15 protein-coding genes are annotated in these 14982 nt (G+C 61.4%); 6 read left to right on the forward strand and 9 right to left on the reverse strand.

The genetic code is table 11. From position 1 onward, the window contains the following. Positions 1–165: 165 nt before the first annotated feature. Entirely contained in the window at positions 166–1245 is a 1080-nt protein-coding gene (locus tag FOC67_RS14955) for a hypothetical protein (RefSeq protein WP_009313914.1), read from the forward strand. A 434-nt stretch (positions 1246–1679) separates the two neighbouring features. Beyond that, on the forward strand, positions 1680–2165 hold the full coding sequence (locus FOC67_RS14960; RefSeq protein ID WP_083842297.1) for a hypothetical protein: 486 nt from the start codon (positions 1680–1682) through the stop codon (positions 2163–2165). Between the two features lie 77 nt (positions 2166–2242). On the opposite strand, the gene FOC67_RS14965 is transcribed toward FOC67_RS14960, so the two are convergent. From FOC67_RS14965 to FOC67_RS14985, 5 genes are all read right to left on the reverse strand, one after another. Further along, positions 2243–4174 (reverse strand): right-handed parallel beta-helix repeat-containing protein, encoded by a 1932-nt coding sequence (locus tag FOC67_RS14965; RefSeq protein WP_009313908.1) that lies wholly within the window; start codon positions 4172–4174, stop codon positions 2243–2245. A gap of 328 nt (positions 4175–4502) precedes the next feature. Next, on the reverse strand, positions 4503–4793 hold the full coding sequence (locus FOC67_RS14970; RefSeq protein ID WP_009313906.1) for a hypothetical protein: 291 nt from the start codon (positions 4791–4793) through the stop codon (positions 4503–4505). A 93-nt stretch (positions 4794–4886) separates the two neighbouring features. After that, positions 4887–5483, reverse strand: coding sequence for a hypothetical protein (locus tag FOC67_RS14975; RefSeq protein ID WP_009313904.1), 597 nt, complete (start codon positions 5481–5483; stop codon positions 4887–4889). 79 nt (positions 5484–5562) lie between these two features. After that, positions 5563–6603: a hypothetical protein gene (locus FOC67_RS14980; protein WP_003138782.1), complete on the reverse strand. Its 1041-nt coding sequence runs from the start codon at positions 6601–6603 to the stop codon at positions 5563–5565. Between the two features lie 441 nt (positions 6604–7044). Beyond that, a complete protein-coding gene (locus tag FOC67_RS14985; RefSeq protein ID WP_009313901.1) occupies positions 7045–8361 on the reverse strand; it encodes a sialidase family protein in 1317 nt (438 codons plus the stop codon). Between the two features lie 301 nt (positions 8362–8662). Between FOC67_RS14985 and dusA the strand changes: the two genes are divergently transcribed. Further along, positions 8663–9661, forward strand: a complete 999-nt coding sequence (gene dusA, locus FOC67_RS14990; protein ID WP_031627556.1) for a tRNA dihydrouridine(20/20a) synthase DusA — start codon at positions 8663–8665, stop codon at positions 9659–9661. A 79-nt stretch (positions 9662–9740) separates the two neighbouring features. Further along, on the forward strand, positions 9741–10664 hold the full coding sequence (tal, locus tag FOC67_RS14995; protein ID WP_003090868.1) for a transaldolase: 924 nt from the start codon (positions 9741–9743) through the stop codon (positions 10662–10664). An 85-nt stretch (positions 10665–10749) separates the two neighbouring features. On the opposite strand, the gene rssC is transcribed toward tal, so the two are convergent. Together rssC and rssB are read right to left on the reverse strand one after the other, a co-directional pair. Further along, positions 10750–11232, reverse strand: a complete 483-nt coding sequence (gene rssC, locus FOC67_RS15000; protein WP_003104052.1) for an anti-sigma factor antagonist RssC — start codon at positions 11230–11232, stop codon at positions 10750–10752. Continuing rightward, positions 11229–12413 (reverse strand): two-component system response regulator RssB, encoded by a 1185-nt coding sequence (rssB, locus tag FOC67_RS15005; protein ID WP_009313899.1) that lies wholly within the window; start codon positions 12411–12413, stop codon positions 11229–11231. The genes rssC and rssB overlap by 4 nt, the downstream gene beginning before the upstream one ends. Before the next feature lie 246 nt (positions 12414–12659). Here rssB and pilZ point away from each other — a divergent pair, with 246 nt between their 5' ends. Further along, positions 12660–12959, forward strand: a complete 300-nt coding sequence (gene pilZ / locus FOC67_RS15010; protein WP_003104055.1) for a cyclic di-GMP-binding protein PilZ — start codon at positions 12660–12662, stop codon at positions 12957–12959. Positions 12960–13016: 57 nt separating this feature from the next. Here pilZ and FOC67_RS15015 read toward each other — a convergent pair whose 3' ends face one another. Further along, complete coding sequence (locus FOC67_RS15015) at positions 13017–13721, reverse strand: VacJ family lipoprotein (RefSeq protein ID WP_003090872.1); 705 nt, start codon at positions 13719–13721, stop codon at positions 13017–13019. 102 nt (positions 13722–13823) lie between these two features. Between FOC67_RS15015 and FOC67_RS15020 the strand changes: the two genes are divergently transcribed. Next, positions 13824–14228 (forward strand): thioesterase family protein, encoded by a 405-nt coding sequence (locus tag FOC67_RS15020; protein WP_009313898.1) that lies wholly within the window; start codon positions 13824–13826, stop codon positions 14226–14228. 1 nt (position 14229) lies between these two features. Here the strand turns inward: FOC67_RS15020 and FOC67_RS15025 are convergent, their stop codons facing one another. After that, on the reverse strand, positions 14230–14949 hold the full coding sequence (locus FOC67_RS15025) for a UTRA domain-containing protein (protein WP_003104061.1): 720 nt from the start codon (positions 14947–14949) through the stop codon (positions 14230–14232). Positions 14950–14982 lie beyond the last annotated feature (33 nt).

Below are 14982 nucleotides of genomic sequence, written 5' to 3' on the forward strand. Positions count from 1 at the left end.
CCGATTCCGTCCCCGAGCGCCTCCCTCTCCAGAGCGTGGCCCCCGGCGGGCAAGGCCTGAAGACAGTTTGCCGCTGCGGCATCGGGACGCGCCCTGTAAACTCTGGCAGGTACCCGGCACGCCGCGCCGGAGACGTCATGGAACCCAGCCCGCAAGGACGCCCGCGTGATCCCCGTCGCCCCTCTTCCCCTGATCGTCCCGCTCATCTACCTGTCGTCGTTCGTCGCCGGCATCTGGCTGCTGGTCTGGCTATCGCTCCTGGCCTTCAGCCCGCGCGCGCGCCAGCGCTTGCGCCGTCGCTGGCCGAGCCGCGGCCTGCTGATGCTGCTCCTGCTGATCCCGTTGGGACTGCGCGCCTGGCTGGAGATCGGTCTCTGGCAGTACGAGCGCGAACGCGCGCGCGAGGAAGCCGCGCACAGCGCCGTGCTCGAGCGCCCCTCGCGCCTCGGAGGCATCGAGATGCCTGCCGGCACCCGGCTGAAGCTGGAACTCAAGCACCAGCCAGAAAGCTTCCGCGAAGCCGAATTCCCCATCCCGGTGACGATCCGCGGCGTCGCCACCCGCCACCTGCAACGCTGGCTGCAGAGCGAGCAGGACGACCCGCAGGCCCCATGGAAAACCACCGGCGTCCATCCCACTTCGCTGCGCCTGCGTGGCGAGGGCGTCGCCGAGATCGAAGGTTGGCGTTGCGACGCCAGCCAGGAAATCGCCTTCGCCAGCGAGCGCGACGGGCGTCCCGCCGCCTTCGAAGGCTGTAGCCTGGCGACCGGCAACCGCGCCGACGAGATCGACTTCCCCGCCGGTGCGCGATTGTTCGCCAGCGACGGCATGGTCTACACCGACGGCTACCGCGACGCCGAGCGCTGGCGGGTAATGCCGGAAACCGGGCAACGGGTGTCGGTGCGCGGCATCGCGCTGAGCGGCGGCGCCCTGGCCTTCGACCGCGACCGCCGCCTGTACGGCCTCGGCGGCACGGTCCTCGCCGAGGCCTTGCAACTGGGCGCCTGGCACTACCCGGCGGGCACCGAGGTCAGCCTTTCGCCCCGCGCCGCCTGGCGCGCGCAACATCCGCACGCCTGGCTGTTCAGTCCTACCCGCGAAGCCGCTTCGCATGCCTCCGGCGAGCGCCTGGAACACGGCACCTCGCTGTTGCAGACGCTGGACGGCCAGGAACTCGAGCGCCTCGACAACCGCGCGGCAGGAGTCATCGACTTCATCGAACTGGAGATCGGCGACGACCGCTGAACCCGCGCCTCGCGGTTATCTGAGGCTCAGCCGGCAGCGCGGCGGGAAGGGCAATCAGGAAATGGACGAGGCGCATGGACCCTCCGTGGCCATCACTGCGGTATGGCTAGGCATTTTCCCGATCCCGCGGGAAAAGCGATGCCGCTTCGCTTGCCGCACAGCGAAACAGGGCTAGTCTTATCAAGGTGACTTTCTCCTATGGTGGTCACCAAAGCCCCGGGGGCCGCTCATCCCCCCGGGGCTTTCCCTCTCACCTGCTGCCTCTCCCCTCCTTGATACAGCAGCCCATCGCAGTTCAACGAGGAAACCCGATGAAACTCAGCATTGTCGCCCTGGGCCTCTTGTCCATGGCAGGGGTGCTCATCTGCACCTATCTGATCCTGAAATCGCTCAGTGCCATCTGATATCGCTCATCTACGAAGCTGTGGATGCCCATGGGCAGATCGAGCAGTCCGCGCGTAGGATGGGCAGGCACGCTTCCTGCCCATTTTCCGCCAGGAAAAGAAAGGAATTCCTTTCCGAGATTTCCACAGAGGTCATGGATGAAAAAAAGCCCCCTGCTGATACTGAGCGTACTCCTCGCCGCCTGCGGCCCCGACAAGCTGATTTCCGACCTGCCGTCGCCGAACGGGCAATACCACGTCGAGGTTCGGAAATGCCCGGAGAAAGGTTCGATCACCTGGGGCGAAGAAATACAGGTCTCCCTCCTCGAAACCGGGAAATCGGAAAAGTGCCATGCAGTCGTGCAGTCGCTGTCGCAATTCGACCTGCGCGCATCCGCGGACCAATTGCAACTGGAGTGGCTGTCCGATACGGAACTCAGGGCCTGGCACCCTAGCTTCGAGCCCGGAAACCAAGCGGACGGCTCGCGCCTGAAGCACGATGCGCCGGTGAAGATGGTCTTTGCGCCGAAGCGCTGAGCCGCTCGAAAAGCTGTCCTGGCATACCGACCATACGCCATGACAGTCGGAGGCAAGCCAAATAAAAGGTTTACGCGTCATTTCAGGACCCAGGTGCTTCCATTGCTCCATAGCTCGGCATACTGCCCATTGATCAAGGTCAGGCTGCTTCCTGTGTTGGTGTAGCTACCGTAGGTACTGCCCGTGATTCCTCCAGCCAGTGCCGTGACGTTGATGCTGCCGCTCGAACCATTCCTGATCCTGAAGACACAGCCCGAGGCAAGAGCGGCCTCCGGCAGTACGAATCCTCCGCTCCCCGTCAACTCGACCATTTGTCCGACATAATCCGTTCCTGCGATTGCTGAGGACGAGGACAAGGACACCATCGGCAGCTCGCTCCACCCTACGCCTCCTTGTACTTTCGTACGTAACGGCAAAACAGCAGGATAGCCGTGTCGGTTGACGTAGACATTCCTCACCTTGGCGATTGTAGGAGCCGCCACTATTCCCATGGTCCACACGGGTCGAATGAGCTGTTGGTTATCGTCGAAGACGGTCAGCCCATCCACTTCGAAATTGCCCTTTGGTTCAATCACTTCCATGGAGTCAGAAGAGTCCTGCCAGACTCCGCATCGATTTATGTTTCCCGTGGCCACGCCGAAGTTCACATTTCTTATCGTGACATCCCTGATGAGTACCGGCGCGTTTCTGGCGCTCCAGTTGCGGAAACGCATAGCGCTGCCAAAAGGCTCGTCGACAACGATGCCAACCAGTTGGATCAGACCCGACATAGTGTTTTTCGGAGAGACGCCCCCTCCATATATGAAACCCACTCCGCCATTCTTCGCCCCGTATTGAGTAGCCGAACCGTCTCGTCGGGACTGGAATCCGGAGACCCTGACGGAGACAGGGGAGTCCGTATTCGGGATGGTGAACTGGAGTCCGTTCCCAGCATTGCCCTCGCTCGAACAACCGATCAGGTTGATATCTTCGATGAAGTAACCGCTTCCTTCATTGGGCTCTATGTCGAAGGCCGCCCAGGGTCCATTGGCTGATGCACCAAGTCCATTGGTATTCGTGTTAGTCGCTCGGCAATTCAGCAGCGTCGCGCGCCTGGCATTGATGACCGAAAAGCCATTGCGTCCATTGAAGTTGCAAAGGACTCGGTCGATGCGTACATCTTCGCTTGGTCGCCCCGCATCGCCGGTAACGGCCATTCCATCACCGGAGAACGCGTTGATTGTCAGGTCCTGGACCAGGACTTTTTTCGAGCCATAGATGAAAAGTCCATATCGACCTTCGCCGCTGCGTGCCTCGTTCTTCTGTCCATTGATCTGCATTCCATTGCCGAAGATGAACACATTGCTCTGTCCGGCCATGCTGATGAACGGCTGGACATCCATCGTCACCGTACCGGGCTCCTGGAGAATGACAGTCCGGCTGGTTCCGGCGATGATCTGGTCCGAACCGATAACTAATGGACCGGAGCGAACGGTCGCCGGGGGAAACATGGCCGTGTAACCGATGTGGGCCGCAGAGCCTTCGTTCGAACGGGTTTGTTGCAGAAGCTTTTGCGCTGGCGCGGTGGCGAGTTCCCCTGGCAGCCAGCCGAACCATTCGAGGCGAATGCCATGGCCTTCGATTTTGCGGACAAAGCAGCCAAAGGCGGACGGCTCAGTTTCCCCCGAGCCATCCAGATAGCCAGCCAACCCCGTCTGGGCAGTGTACGCAGGAACAGTGGGGCTGATGATAGTCCCGCCGTTGTGGCGATTCCGCGCAACCGCCCCATCCCAGTAGAACCTGCCACCACCAGTGGTAATACCGGGTCTGTGGCCTTGAACGATGTACTCATGGGTGTAGCTTTGCGGAACATCTGGAAGATCGGCCAGGCTGGCTAAAACCATTGCCGATCTGCCTATAAGTGATGCGCCCTTTACGAGGTCGGTTTCGTCAATCAACGCATTCCATCGCTCATCGCTAGGGTCTCCTACTGTGGCCCCCACCATGGAACCGGTCGTGTCGTAGCTCATGCTTCCTCCTGAAAAATCCGTTTCGCACTTCACCGGGAAAAGGGCAGCCGCAATCGCCATGCTCCCTTGTCAGCAGCCCATGATATGACCGGGATCGTGACAAAGCCCCACCGCCCCAAGTCCTCTGAGCCCCATCGCACCGTGACATCAACTTCCGTCCCAAGCTCGGCATCATTCCTGCGAAAACGAAGCTACGCTACACGGTCTACTGGCGGGGCCGGCTGAACGTCCACCCATTGAAATGGACAACACACTCATTGCCCCCAGGAAAATGATGAAACGGCCCTCATGGCTTGTCGCTCTGCGGGTTGAGGGGAAGTACATCGGGCTAGACGCTGGCAAGGACATAACAAAGCGGCGCCACCCACAGCACCAGGTTGATCGTCCATTGCAGCGCTCTTTCGCGAGCGCTCCCCAGCTTTCGCTGCTGGAGCACGAATGCCAACGCAGTGGAATGCAGCAACAGGGCGCAGGCAGGAAAGACCAGCAGGTAGGCGAACAGCCCAGGCGCATTCATATTGGGATAGCTATGGCTGTCGAGCGATCGCCAGTACGCCACCAGGAAAGCGCTCGCGACCGCGAGGCTGAGCCCCAGGCTGATGCGGCTATACCACTTCATCGATACCCTCCCGACGCGCCTTCCGGACCTACGCCGATCGTCCCGGAAAACGGCCCGAACCGCCTCGCCTCACCCTGCTTCAGTCAGAGCGGCTCAGGGCTTCCGGGGCTCGTTGCCGAGCAGACGATCGAGTTCGCCCATGACGCGATCGCTCTTGGCCTCTTCGAGCTTGCGCCGGGCCTCGGCGAGATTGCCCTGGGCGCGCTCCATCTCGACCATGCCGACGGCGGTGATCACCGCCTGCAATGGCACGCCCCTGCCGGTGGAGCGCATGCCGTTGCGTTCGCGTTGCTGCGGCGCGCAGATGAACTGGAGGACAGCCTCATGGCTTTCGTTGGGCAGCGGGGTCCAGCCCTTGGCGAAGGTGAACTGGAGGTTCGTGGGTTGCCCGTTGTTGGAGAAGGTCTTGGCGGTGACCACCTTCACCTCTCGCGTATCGCAGCGGTACTGGTGCGCGCTGAGCAGATGGAAGGAGTCGAACAGCATGGCGATCTGCACCTGCCAGGCGTTTTCGATACCCGGCACCGGTGCCAGCGAATCGGCATCGGCCAGGAACACGTCAAGCTCGGCAGGGTCGTCGCCCTTGTGTACCACCCACCAGTCTTCGGCCCAGGCATGGCCGGATGCGGCCAGCAGCGCGGAGCACAGCCAAGTCACGGCACTGCGGGAAACCTTGCGATAGACGTTCATGTCACCTTCCTTTGTGGGGAAACGCTTCCCTGCCGATCGTGGATAGGGGCGGCACCCGGCGCCCCTGAGCGAACACCCGCTATTTCAATGACAGCGGCACGCCCCAGACCGGGTCTTCCATGCCCTGCTTGCGCAGCGGTGTGATCTGCAGGGGCTGGAGCCTGGACAGCAGTTGCCGGTGCTTGTCGCTCAGAGCCCGCTGGGCGATCAGGGACTGGCTGAAGTCCATCGGCGCCGGCCAGGTGTAGACGGTCAGGTTTTCCAATGGGCATTCGATCTTCTTCGGATCGATCGCCCGGCACTTCGACTGCTGGTACTTGTAGCCGGGGGTCTTCAGGTGCATGCGCGGGGCCAGCAGCAATTGCCCGCCCTGCACGCTGAAGCTGGCCAGCGCCTTGTCGACCGGCAAGCGTGCCTGGATCTTGATCGAAGGTACGTCGCGGGAGTCGGTCTGCTGGTAATAGCCGGCCTGGGAGCCCTGGGTCGTCTGCGTGTATTGCTGCTCGCCCCAGCTCACGCAGGCGCCCGAGGCCACATGCACGGCGGTGCAGACCTTCTCGGTCTTGATCTCGCTGCCATAGGTGGCATCTTTCCAGACTTCTTCCCGGTAGTACTCGCGATACAGCTCGGGGGACAGGTACGCGGTGCCGTTGGCGCCATGGCCCGAACCGGGCGGACCGCCGCGGGCGCCGACCTGGTCGAGCAAGCCATGGATCTGGTAGTCGTCGCCGCCGGTCAGCAGGTACTTGCCGGGCGGCAGGATATGCACCTCGAAGGCCTTGAACAGATAGGTCTCGTCGGGCTTCCGCTGCAGCGCGTTGGTCTGGAACTTGCGGCCGAAGGTCACCTTCGGGTCCTTCTCGTACTCCCAGATCGCCGTTGGCGTCCACTGGGTCATGGTCAGCGCATCGCTCAGGGACTTGTGCGGCATCACGTCGGCCACCAGTACCACGGCCATGTTCCCTTTCAGCGCCTGGTCCACCAGGTCCAGCATCTGCGCGTTGCGCGGATCGTCCATGCTGCCATAGGCGCCCGAATCGAGTTCAGACACGCAACCGGAAAGGGAAAGAGAAAGCAGCAAGGCGGCGGAAAGGGTAAAACGCGGGCGGGACAGTCTCATGTATCGATCCTTGATAGAGGCTGGTGCGGGTCGTCGGACGGCCCATCTTACTGGCCCCAGCCTGGATCGCAATATTTCAAATGAACTAGGTCGGCAGGGGCACACCGGCAGGGCCAGGAGCTGCCACGGCTCTCGTTGGTTCTACGCCTACGCAAACCTCCAGGCATTGGGAGCGGCGTTGTCTGGCAGGCCAGGCTCGGGAAACGTGCACATCCGGAAGAGTGGGTCCCGCGCGCATTGAGGCCACGCCAGTCTCTTCGGAGAGTTTCCAGATGTACCAGGTGTAAGCACTATATTACGGAGGTTTTGTCAGTGACTGAAAAACGGTCGCAGCCTACCCTTACCGCTGCAGTTTTTAATGGGCCGAGCAAGCTAGACCTCCTGCCCGTCCGGTAGATGCGATTCAGCAATCGCTCCGCTTGATTTCTAGTCAGTGGGCAGCTAAATCCATGCTCTGACCCGATAATACCCGGTAGCGAATCGAGTCGTGGCACTATTGTCGATTCCTCCGAAATATCCCGTGCCCCATACTGCCGCTCCAGTTCCAAGCCGAATATTCAAGCTACCCACTTCAATCTGAGCCCCACTGCCTTTATGCCCTCCATCATTGAAATAACTGGGCATGACAATGTTCCATGTTGATGGACTCGATGACCTTGCAAACTCAACGACCACCCGACGCGGCGACCTCTGGAGTCCATGACTCAGGGTATACAAACTATTTGAAGAAACAGAAAACCAGTCTGACTCAAAATCCGGGACTCCTCCCAGATACACTTCAAACTGATAAGCTCCCGACGTCGTAGAAGACGTCTCCCTGAATAGATTACCCAGTATTCTCCGACCTCCCAAAACGACTTGACTAGTATAACCGGAGGCGGCTGGCGCACTATACACAGGAACACGCTCCGTCCAGCCGGAGGAGCCTGCTACGGCTTTCGCCAGCAGGATTGTTCTGTAATAACAAAAATGAGTCGTTCTGTTCGTGTATAAGAGAACTACATGTGGTGTACCTCCCTCAGAATAAACATAGGAGAGAGAAGGGGCTACGAGAATATCGGTAGAGTCACCATTTTGTGCAGTCACATTACCCTGATCAGTCCATGTGCCGCCGTCGTCCAGACTTATAAACTGACGTAACGCTCCTCCGGCACCAGATCCTACTCTGGCTACAGCCAGAATTACGCCATCTCCCACAGGAAGGTAAGAAGTCTCATTGTATGGTGTGTTCCCGCTGTAGATCGTGCTTCCTTCGCCCCACGTTTCTCCGCCATCAGAAGACTCTAGCCATTTCAGTTCATAATTGACTCCCGTCGCCGCGTAAAGAGGAATCACATAGCGCGCCCCTACTTGAAAACTTTTTCCATGAGCAAAATTATAATCCGCCCCACCTCTAGCCAATGTGAATTTATGTACCCATGTCACACCTGAATCATCAGATACATAGACCTTCACCTCTCCTGTTTCATAAACCGTCGAGGCCGCGACGATCCTTCCGCTAGGCATCGTCCCACCAGCTACATCTCGAAAATCCTGTCCTCCCGCCTGGGCAACTATTGTAGGCGCACTCCAAATACCACCCTCCAGTTTACTGAAAACAACACGCCCATCACTACCACCTACATGCTCTGTTGCCCGCCTATATATTAGGTACAAACCTCCATCTGACAATATATCCATTTGGCCAAAATGATCATAATATGATTCATACAGAGCCTTTCCCACTAGCCGATGCGGAATATCAAAATAAGTATTCATCCCTCACTCCTTCGGTCAAATTAGGCCAACACACTCGCCACCACTCAACAGCTCTACCCTACAAACCTTGACTACCCGGCCAACTATAAAATTCTTCAAAAATAAATATTGAAAAAATTCCTGATGAAAAACTCTTGAATGAATACAGGTGCCGGACCGACGGCAGACTTATAATCATCTCGGCATCCCACCAGCCTCGGCTCTTGCACGCATTCACACTAGCACGCTCATCGCGCCCCTCCTCCACCTCCATACCTGATAAAATCCCTCGCCCTGCTCCGCTCTCCCTGCCGAAGTCCCGATGCGCCCAGAACCGACTACCACCCCCGCCGCCCTCTCCCGCCGCTTCTCCGTTGCACCGATGATGGACTGGACCGATCGCCACTGCCGCTTCTTCCTGCGCCAGCTGTCCCGTCACACCTTGCTCTACACCGAGATGGTCACGACCGGCGCGTTGCTGCACGGCGATCGCCAGCGCTTCCTCCGCTACGACGAATGCGAGCACCCGCTGGCGCTGCAGCTGGGCGGCAGCGTGCCGGCGGAATTGGCGGCCTGCGCGCGGCTGGCGGAAGAGGCCAGCTACGACGAGGTCAACCTCAACGTCGGTTGCCCCAGCGACCGGGTCCAGCACAACATGATCGGCGCCTGCCTGATGGGGCATCCGGCGCTGGTGGCGGACTGCGTGAAGGCGATGCTGGATGCGGTGGAGATAGCGGTGACGGTGAAGCACCGCATCGGTATCAACGGGCGCGACAGCTATGCCGAGCTCTGCGATTTCGTCGGCCAGGTGCGCGAAGCCGGCTGCCGGAGCTTCATGGTGCATGCACGGATCGCCATCCTCGAAGGGCTCTCGCCCAAGGAGAACCGCGAGGTGCCGCCGCTGCGCTACGAGGTCGCGGCGCAATTGAAGAAGGACTTCCCGGACCTGGAGATCGTCCTCAACGGAGGCATCAAGACCCTCGAGGCCTGCCGCGAGCACCTGCAGACCTTCGACGGCGTGATGCTCGGTCGCGAGGCCTACCACAACCCCTACCTGCTGGCCGCGGTGGACAGCCAGTTGTTCGGCAGCGAAGCGCCGCCGCTCAGTCGCAGCGAGGCCTTGCTCCGTCTGCGTCCGTACATCGAGCGACACCAGGCGGAAGGCGGCGCGATGCATCACGTGACCCGCCATATCCTCGGCCTGGCCCAGGGCTTCCCCGGCTCCCGGCGATTCCGCCAGTTGCTCTCGGTGGACGTGCACAAGGCCGCCGATCCGCTGCGGGTTTTCGACCAGGCGCTGGAACTTCTGGCGGGGCGATAGCTCCCATTGAGCCGCGCCTGCGGCTCGGGTAAGGTCGGGGGATTCTTCTTCCCAAGAACCCACCTGACAAGACCTCGCCATGACTTCGAAGCTGGAACAACTCAAGCAATACACCACGGTGGTCGCCGACACCGGCGACTTCGATGCCATTGCCCGCCTGAAGCCGGTGGACGCCACCACCAACCCGTCGCTGCTGCTCAAGGCCGCTGCCCTGCCGCGCTACGCCGAGCACCTTCGACAGGCTACCGCGGGTAGCGGCGGCGACGCCGGACTGGCTTGCGACCGCTTCGCCGTGGCAGTCGGCAAGGACATCCTCGGAGTCATTCCCGGACGTATTTCCACCGAAGTCGACGCGCGCCTGTCGTTCGACAGCGAGGCCACCCTCGCCCGCGCCCACCGCCTGATCGAGCTGTACGACGAACAGGGCATCGACCGCGAGCGGGTGCTGATCAAGATCGCCTCCACCTGGGAAGGAATCCGCGCCGCCGAGATTCTGGAACGCGAGGGCATCCAGACCAACCTGACCCTGCTGTTCTCCTTCGCTCAGGCGGTGGCCTGCGCCGACGCCGGGGTGTTCCTCATCTCGCCGTTCGTCGGGCGCATCTACGACTGGTACAAGAAGAGCGAGAACCGCGACTACGCCGGCGCCGAGGATCCCGGCGTGCAGTCGGTCTCGCGCATCTATCGCTACTACAAGGCCAACGGCTACAAGACGGTGGTGATGGGCGCCAGCTTCCGCAATCTCGGCCAGATCGAGCAACTGGCCGGCTGCGACCGCCTGACCATCAGTCCCGACCTGCTGCAACAACTGGCTGACGCCCAGGGCGAGCTGCCGCGCCTGCTGCTGCCGGGCGAAGGCGAGCCGCGCCAGGTGCTCGACGAGAGCGCTTTCCGTTGGCAGATGAACGAGGACGCCATGGCCACCGAAAAGCTGGCCGAAGGCATCCGCCTGTTCGCACGCGACCAGGAAAAGCTCGAATACCAGTTGGCGACCCGCCACTGATCGCCGCTGCCGGCGGGACGCGCATGCAGGGCGTCCCGTTCCGGCGCAGCGGAATTCAGCAGGAGTTCGAGAAGGGATCGACCGGTTAATGGCGCTCCAGGGCGCTGACCAGGTCGTGGAAGGCTTCGCGGTTGGATTCGTTGAGGCCCATCAGGATGCGGTGCGCCTCCAGGACCTTGTCGCGCACCACATCTTCCGACTGGTCCTGCGGCGGCAGGTCGGACAGGCACTCCGGACACGGAATCGGACGATCGACGATATTGAACACCTGATCGAAACCCATCGACTGCAACAGACGGGTAATGTCCGGATTGGTGGTCACCAGCGTGGGCAACAGGCCGATTTTCTGCCGCGACAGGATGGACAGTTTGGCCAGCAGGCCGAGCGTGGTGCTATCGATGCTCTGGGTTTCCGTAAGATCGATGATGATCGCCGAGAAATTCAGCGCAGCGAAGATCTTTTCGATGGTGGAATCCAGGGCCGAGCACAGGGTGAGGCGGACCTCACCGACGAATTTCAGAACGAAGGAGCCGTTCTGTTCGGCAAACTGGATTTTACCGGTACTCATGCAAGGTTCCTGCTCAACACCAGCAAGGCGATATCATCCGGCATCTCCGCCAGGTTGGCCAGCCCGAAGACCTGGCGCAGCCCGTCGAGGGTGCCTCCGGCGGCTGCCACCTGCTCCGGTAGCGAAGCCTCTTTCTCCTTCAGCGTAGCTCCTGGCAGCACATCGAGGATGCCATCGGAAAACAGCGACAGGCTGAAGGAAGGGGGCAACTCCATGACCCGGTCGTCATAGCTCGCATCGTCGAACAGGCCCACCGGCAGGCCACGGCCTTCCAGGTAGCTCGCCTGCCCGTCGACGAACAGCACCGGGAGCGGCAGGTGGCCGCCGATGCTGTAGGTCAGGCTGTTCTTCTCCAGGTCGATGACCCCGCCGAGCATGGTCACGTGCTTGCCCAACTTGGTATTGATCAGGCCGCGGTTGATGTGCGCCAGCACCTCGGACGGCTTGAACTCCGGGAGCGTGCCGTTGCGCCGCGACTCGTAGAGCAGACGCGTGGTCATGAACTTCAGCAGCACCGTGACGAAGGCCGAGGAAGCACCATGGCCGGAAACGTCGGCCAGGTAGAACGCCACGCGTCGCTCGTCGACCCGGAAGTAGTCGACGAAGTCGCCAGAGAGATACAGCGACGGAATGATCCGGTGGGAAAACTCCAGCCCCTCGATGCTCCACGGCGTCACCGGAAGCATGTTCATCTGCACCTGGCGGCCGGCGTTCTGGTCTTCCTGGAGCAGGTTCAGGCTGGCCTGCAATTCGCGGTTGGCGGCTTCCAGCTTGTCGCGGTAGCGCTGGTTCTCGACCCGCAGGTAGGCGCGATCCAGGGCCCGGCGCACCGAATGCTCGAGCACCGCGAGGTCTTCCAGGGGCTTGATCAGGTAGTCGGCGGCGCCCAGGCGCAAGGCTTCCACCGCATCGCTCATCACGCCGGCTCCGGAAAGCACGATGATCGGCGTTTCCGAAGCGGTCTGGCGGATGCGGCGGATCAGTTCGAGGCCGTCGATCTGCGGCATGCGCAAATCGCAAATGACCAGGTCCGGCTGTTCGCTTTCGAAGATCTGCAGGCCCTGCAGACCGTTGAGGGCCTGCAACACCTTGAAGTTGCTGTCTTCCAAGTAGGCGGCGAGGCTTTCGCGCACCACCTCGTCGTCATCGATGATCAGCAGCGTGGCACTGACTTTATGCATGGGTCATCCAGGCAAACGGCGCCGGAAACAGTGGGTCCTAGGCGCTTATTGTAAGTGACAACAGCGCGGCTACGGGGTTCGACAAGGCGCAGACGGTACTCCCATCCGTTGAGCAGTTCAAGCCGTTGACCTTTGCCGGAAAATCCGCCTTTGTCCGTCCGATCCCGTCCGCACGGTATAAACTTTGACGATAATCGCCAGGATTGCCAGTCGCCCTCCCATCGCCCCGACCATGAGGATCAGCCCATGCAGCCCATCGAGCACAACTACAGCGAGAAGCGCGACTTCATCCGCATGAAGCTCGACACCCCGGTCACCATCCGCTGCGAAGGCCGCGAGTCGGTGGCCCTGTGCCGGGACCTGTCCGCCAGCGGGCTGCTGCTGGAAGCGCAAAGCGAGCTGGCTCCGGGCGACCACCTGCGGGTGAGCATCCCGTCCACCCACGAGACCCTCACCGGCCTGGAACTGGAAGCCCGCGTGGTGCGCTGCGAACGGCTCGGCCCAGGGCGGCATAGCCTGGGGCTGAGCATCGTCGCGATCCACTGAAACGACGAAAGGCGACCCAAGGGCCGCCTTTCCAGGTGTCGCACGAAGCGGGTCGACTTAGAAGTCGTCCTCCACCTCGCCGTCCTTGACCTTGAATTCGCGGTTCTGCAGATAGGCGTTGCGGATGAAGATGTACTTGTCGCCGCTGATCAGTTTTTCCGACTTCAGCAGGTTGGCACGGGTGTCGACGGTGTTGATGCCGAACATCACGTTGCGCGCGCGTACGTCGTCCATGTAGTGGTAGGGACCGACATAGATGTCCGGGATCTTCGCCGGGGCATCGCGCAGCGTGCTCGGGCCTAGGAACGGCAGCATCACGTACGGGCCGCTGCCGACGCCCCAGTAGCCCAGGGTCTGGCCGAAGTCCTCGTCGTTGCGCTGCAGGCCCATCGGGGTCGCCACGTCGATCAAGCCGGCCAGACCGAAGGTGCTGTTGAACAGCAGGCGGCTGGTGTCCACACCGGCATTGTGGAACTTGGCCTGCAACAGGTTGTTGGCCAGGTTCTTCACGTCGCCGAGGTTGTTGAAGAAGTTGTGCACGCCGTCCTGAACGAAGTTCGGGGTGACCTTCTGGTAACCCTGGGCCAGCGGTTTCAGCGCATAGGTGTCCAGGGTGTCGTTGAAGGTGAAGATGGGACGGTTGATGCTTTCCCAAGGGTCTTCTTCACTGGCCGCCAGGGACAGCGTGGGTGCCAATGCGAGGCTGGCGCAAGCCAGGATTCGGGCACTACGTTCGATCCAGTTCACGCCGCGGGCGCGCATTGCTGTATCTCCTTTGCATGACTAGTCTTGGCCGCCAGCGCGGCTTCAGCGTGCGCGCAGTATATAGGCTCGCATCGATTTTGAGACTAGAAGAGTTACGAGATGGCTGACAGACAATTGCTACACACGGCCCATATCCCGGTGCGCTGGGGCGACATGGACAGCTACGGGCACGTCAACAACACCCTCTATTTCCAGTACCTGGAAGAGGCCCGGGTGGCCTGGTTCGAAACCCTCGGCGTCGACCTGGAAGGCGCTGCCGAGGGGCCGGTGGTGCTGCAAAGCCTGCACACCTACCTGAAGCCGGTGGTGCATCCGGCCACCGTGGTGGTGGAACTGTACGCCGGCAAGCTGGGCACCAGCAGCCTGGTACTGGAACATCGCCTGCGCACCCTGGAAGATCCGCAAGGCACCTATGGCGAAGGCCACTGCAAGCTGGTCTGGGTGCGCCACGCGGAAAACCGCTCGACGCCCGTGCCGGACAGCATACGCGCCGCGATCGCCTGACTCAGGCGCCCGGATAGGCCGCGTCGAGCACGATCTCCAGGGCGTCCGGGCGCCAGAACTCCTGGTCGAACTCGACCACCCTCTGCCCCTCCGCGTAACTCAGTCGCTCCAGGTACAGCGCCGGCGAACCCGGCGCCAGTTGCAGCGGCTCGGCCTGGGCCGCGTTCAGCGCGGTCGGATGCATCGCCAGTTGGCAGCGCGTCGGCTGCAGGCCGAAACGCTCGCGCAGCAGGCTCATCAGCGAAGTATCGAGGTCGTGATCCAGCAGGCCCGGGCACCACCCGGCATCCAGGGCGATCAGTTCGATCAGCACCGGACGCTCGTCCACCCAGCGGCGCCGTTGCAGGAAATACACCGGCGCGCTGTCCTCCAGCCCCATCCGCTTGGCCAGCCAGGCGCCGGCTGCTCGCCGCTCGGCGTGCAACGTCTCGGTACGCGGCTGGCGTCCCTGGGCGCTGACGTATTCCATGAAGCCGGTGGTGCGGGTCGGGTTGTAGCGGATCCGCGGCGGCGCGACGAACCAGCCGCGGCGGTTCTCGCGATAGACCAGGCCTTCGGTTTCCAGTTGCTGCAGGGCTTCGCGAAGGGTGATGCGGGTACACAGGAAGCGCTCGGCCAACTCCCGCTCGGAGGGAAGTTTCACCTGCAGCACGCCCTGGGCGATATCCGCGGCGAGCTGGTCGCGGATGCGCAGGTACTGACGAGATTGATCGACCGGCATGACGGCCTCGCTGATTCAGACCGGCCGATTATA

The organism is Pseudomonas sp. FDAARGOS_761, from assembly GCF_013343155.1.
Lineage (GTDB): Bacteria > Pseudomonadota > Gammaproteobacteria > Pseudomonadales > Pseudomonadaceae > Pseudomonas > Pseudomonas aeruginosa.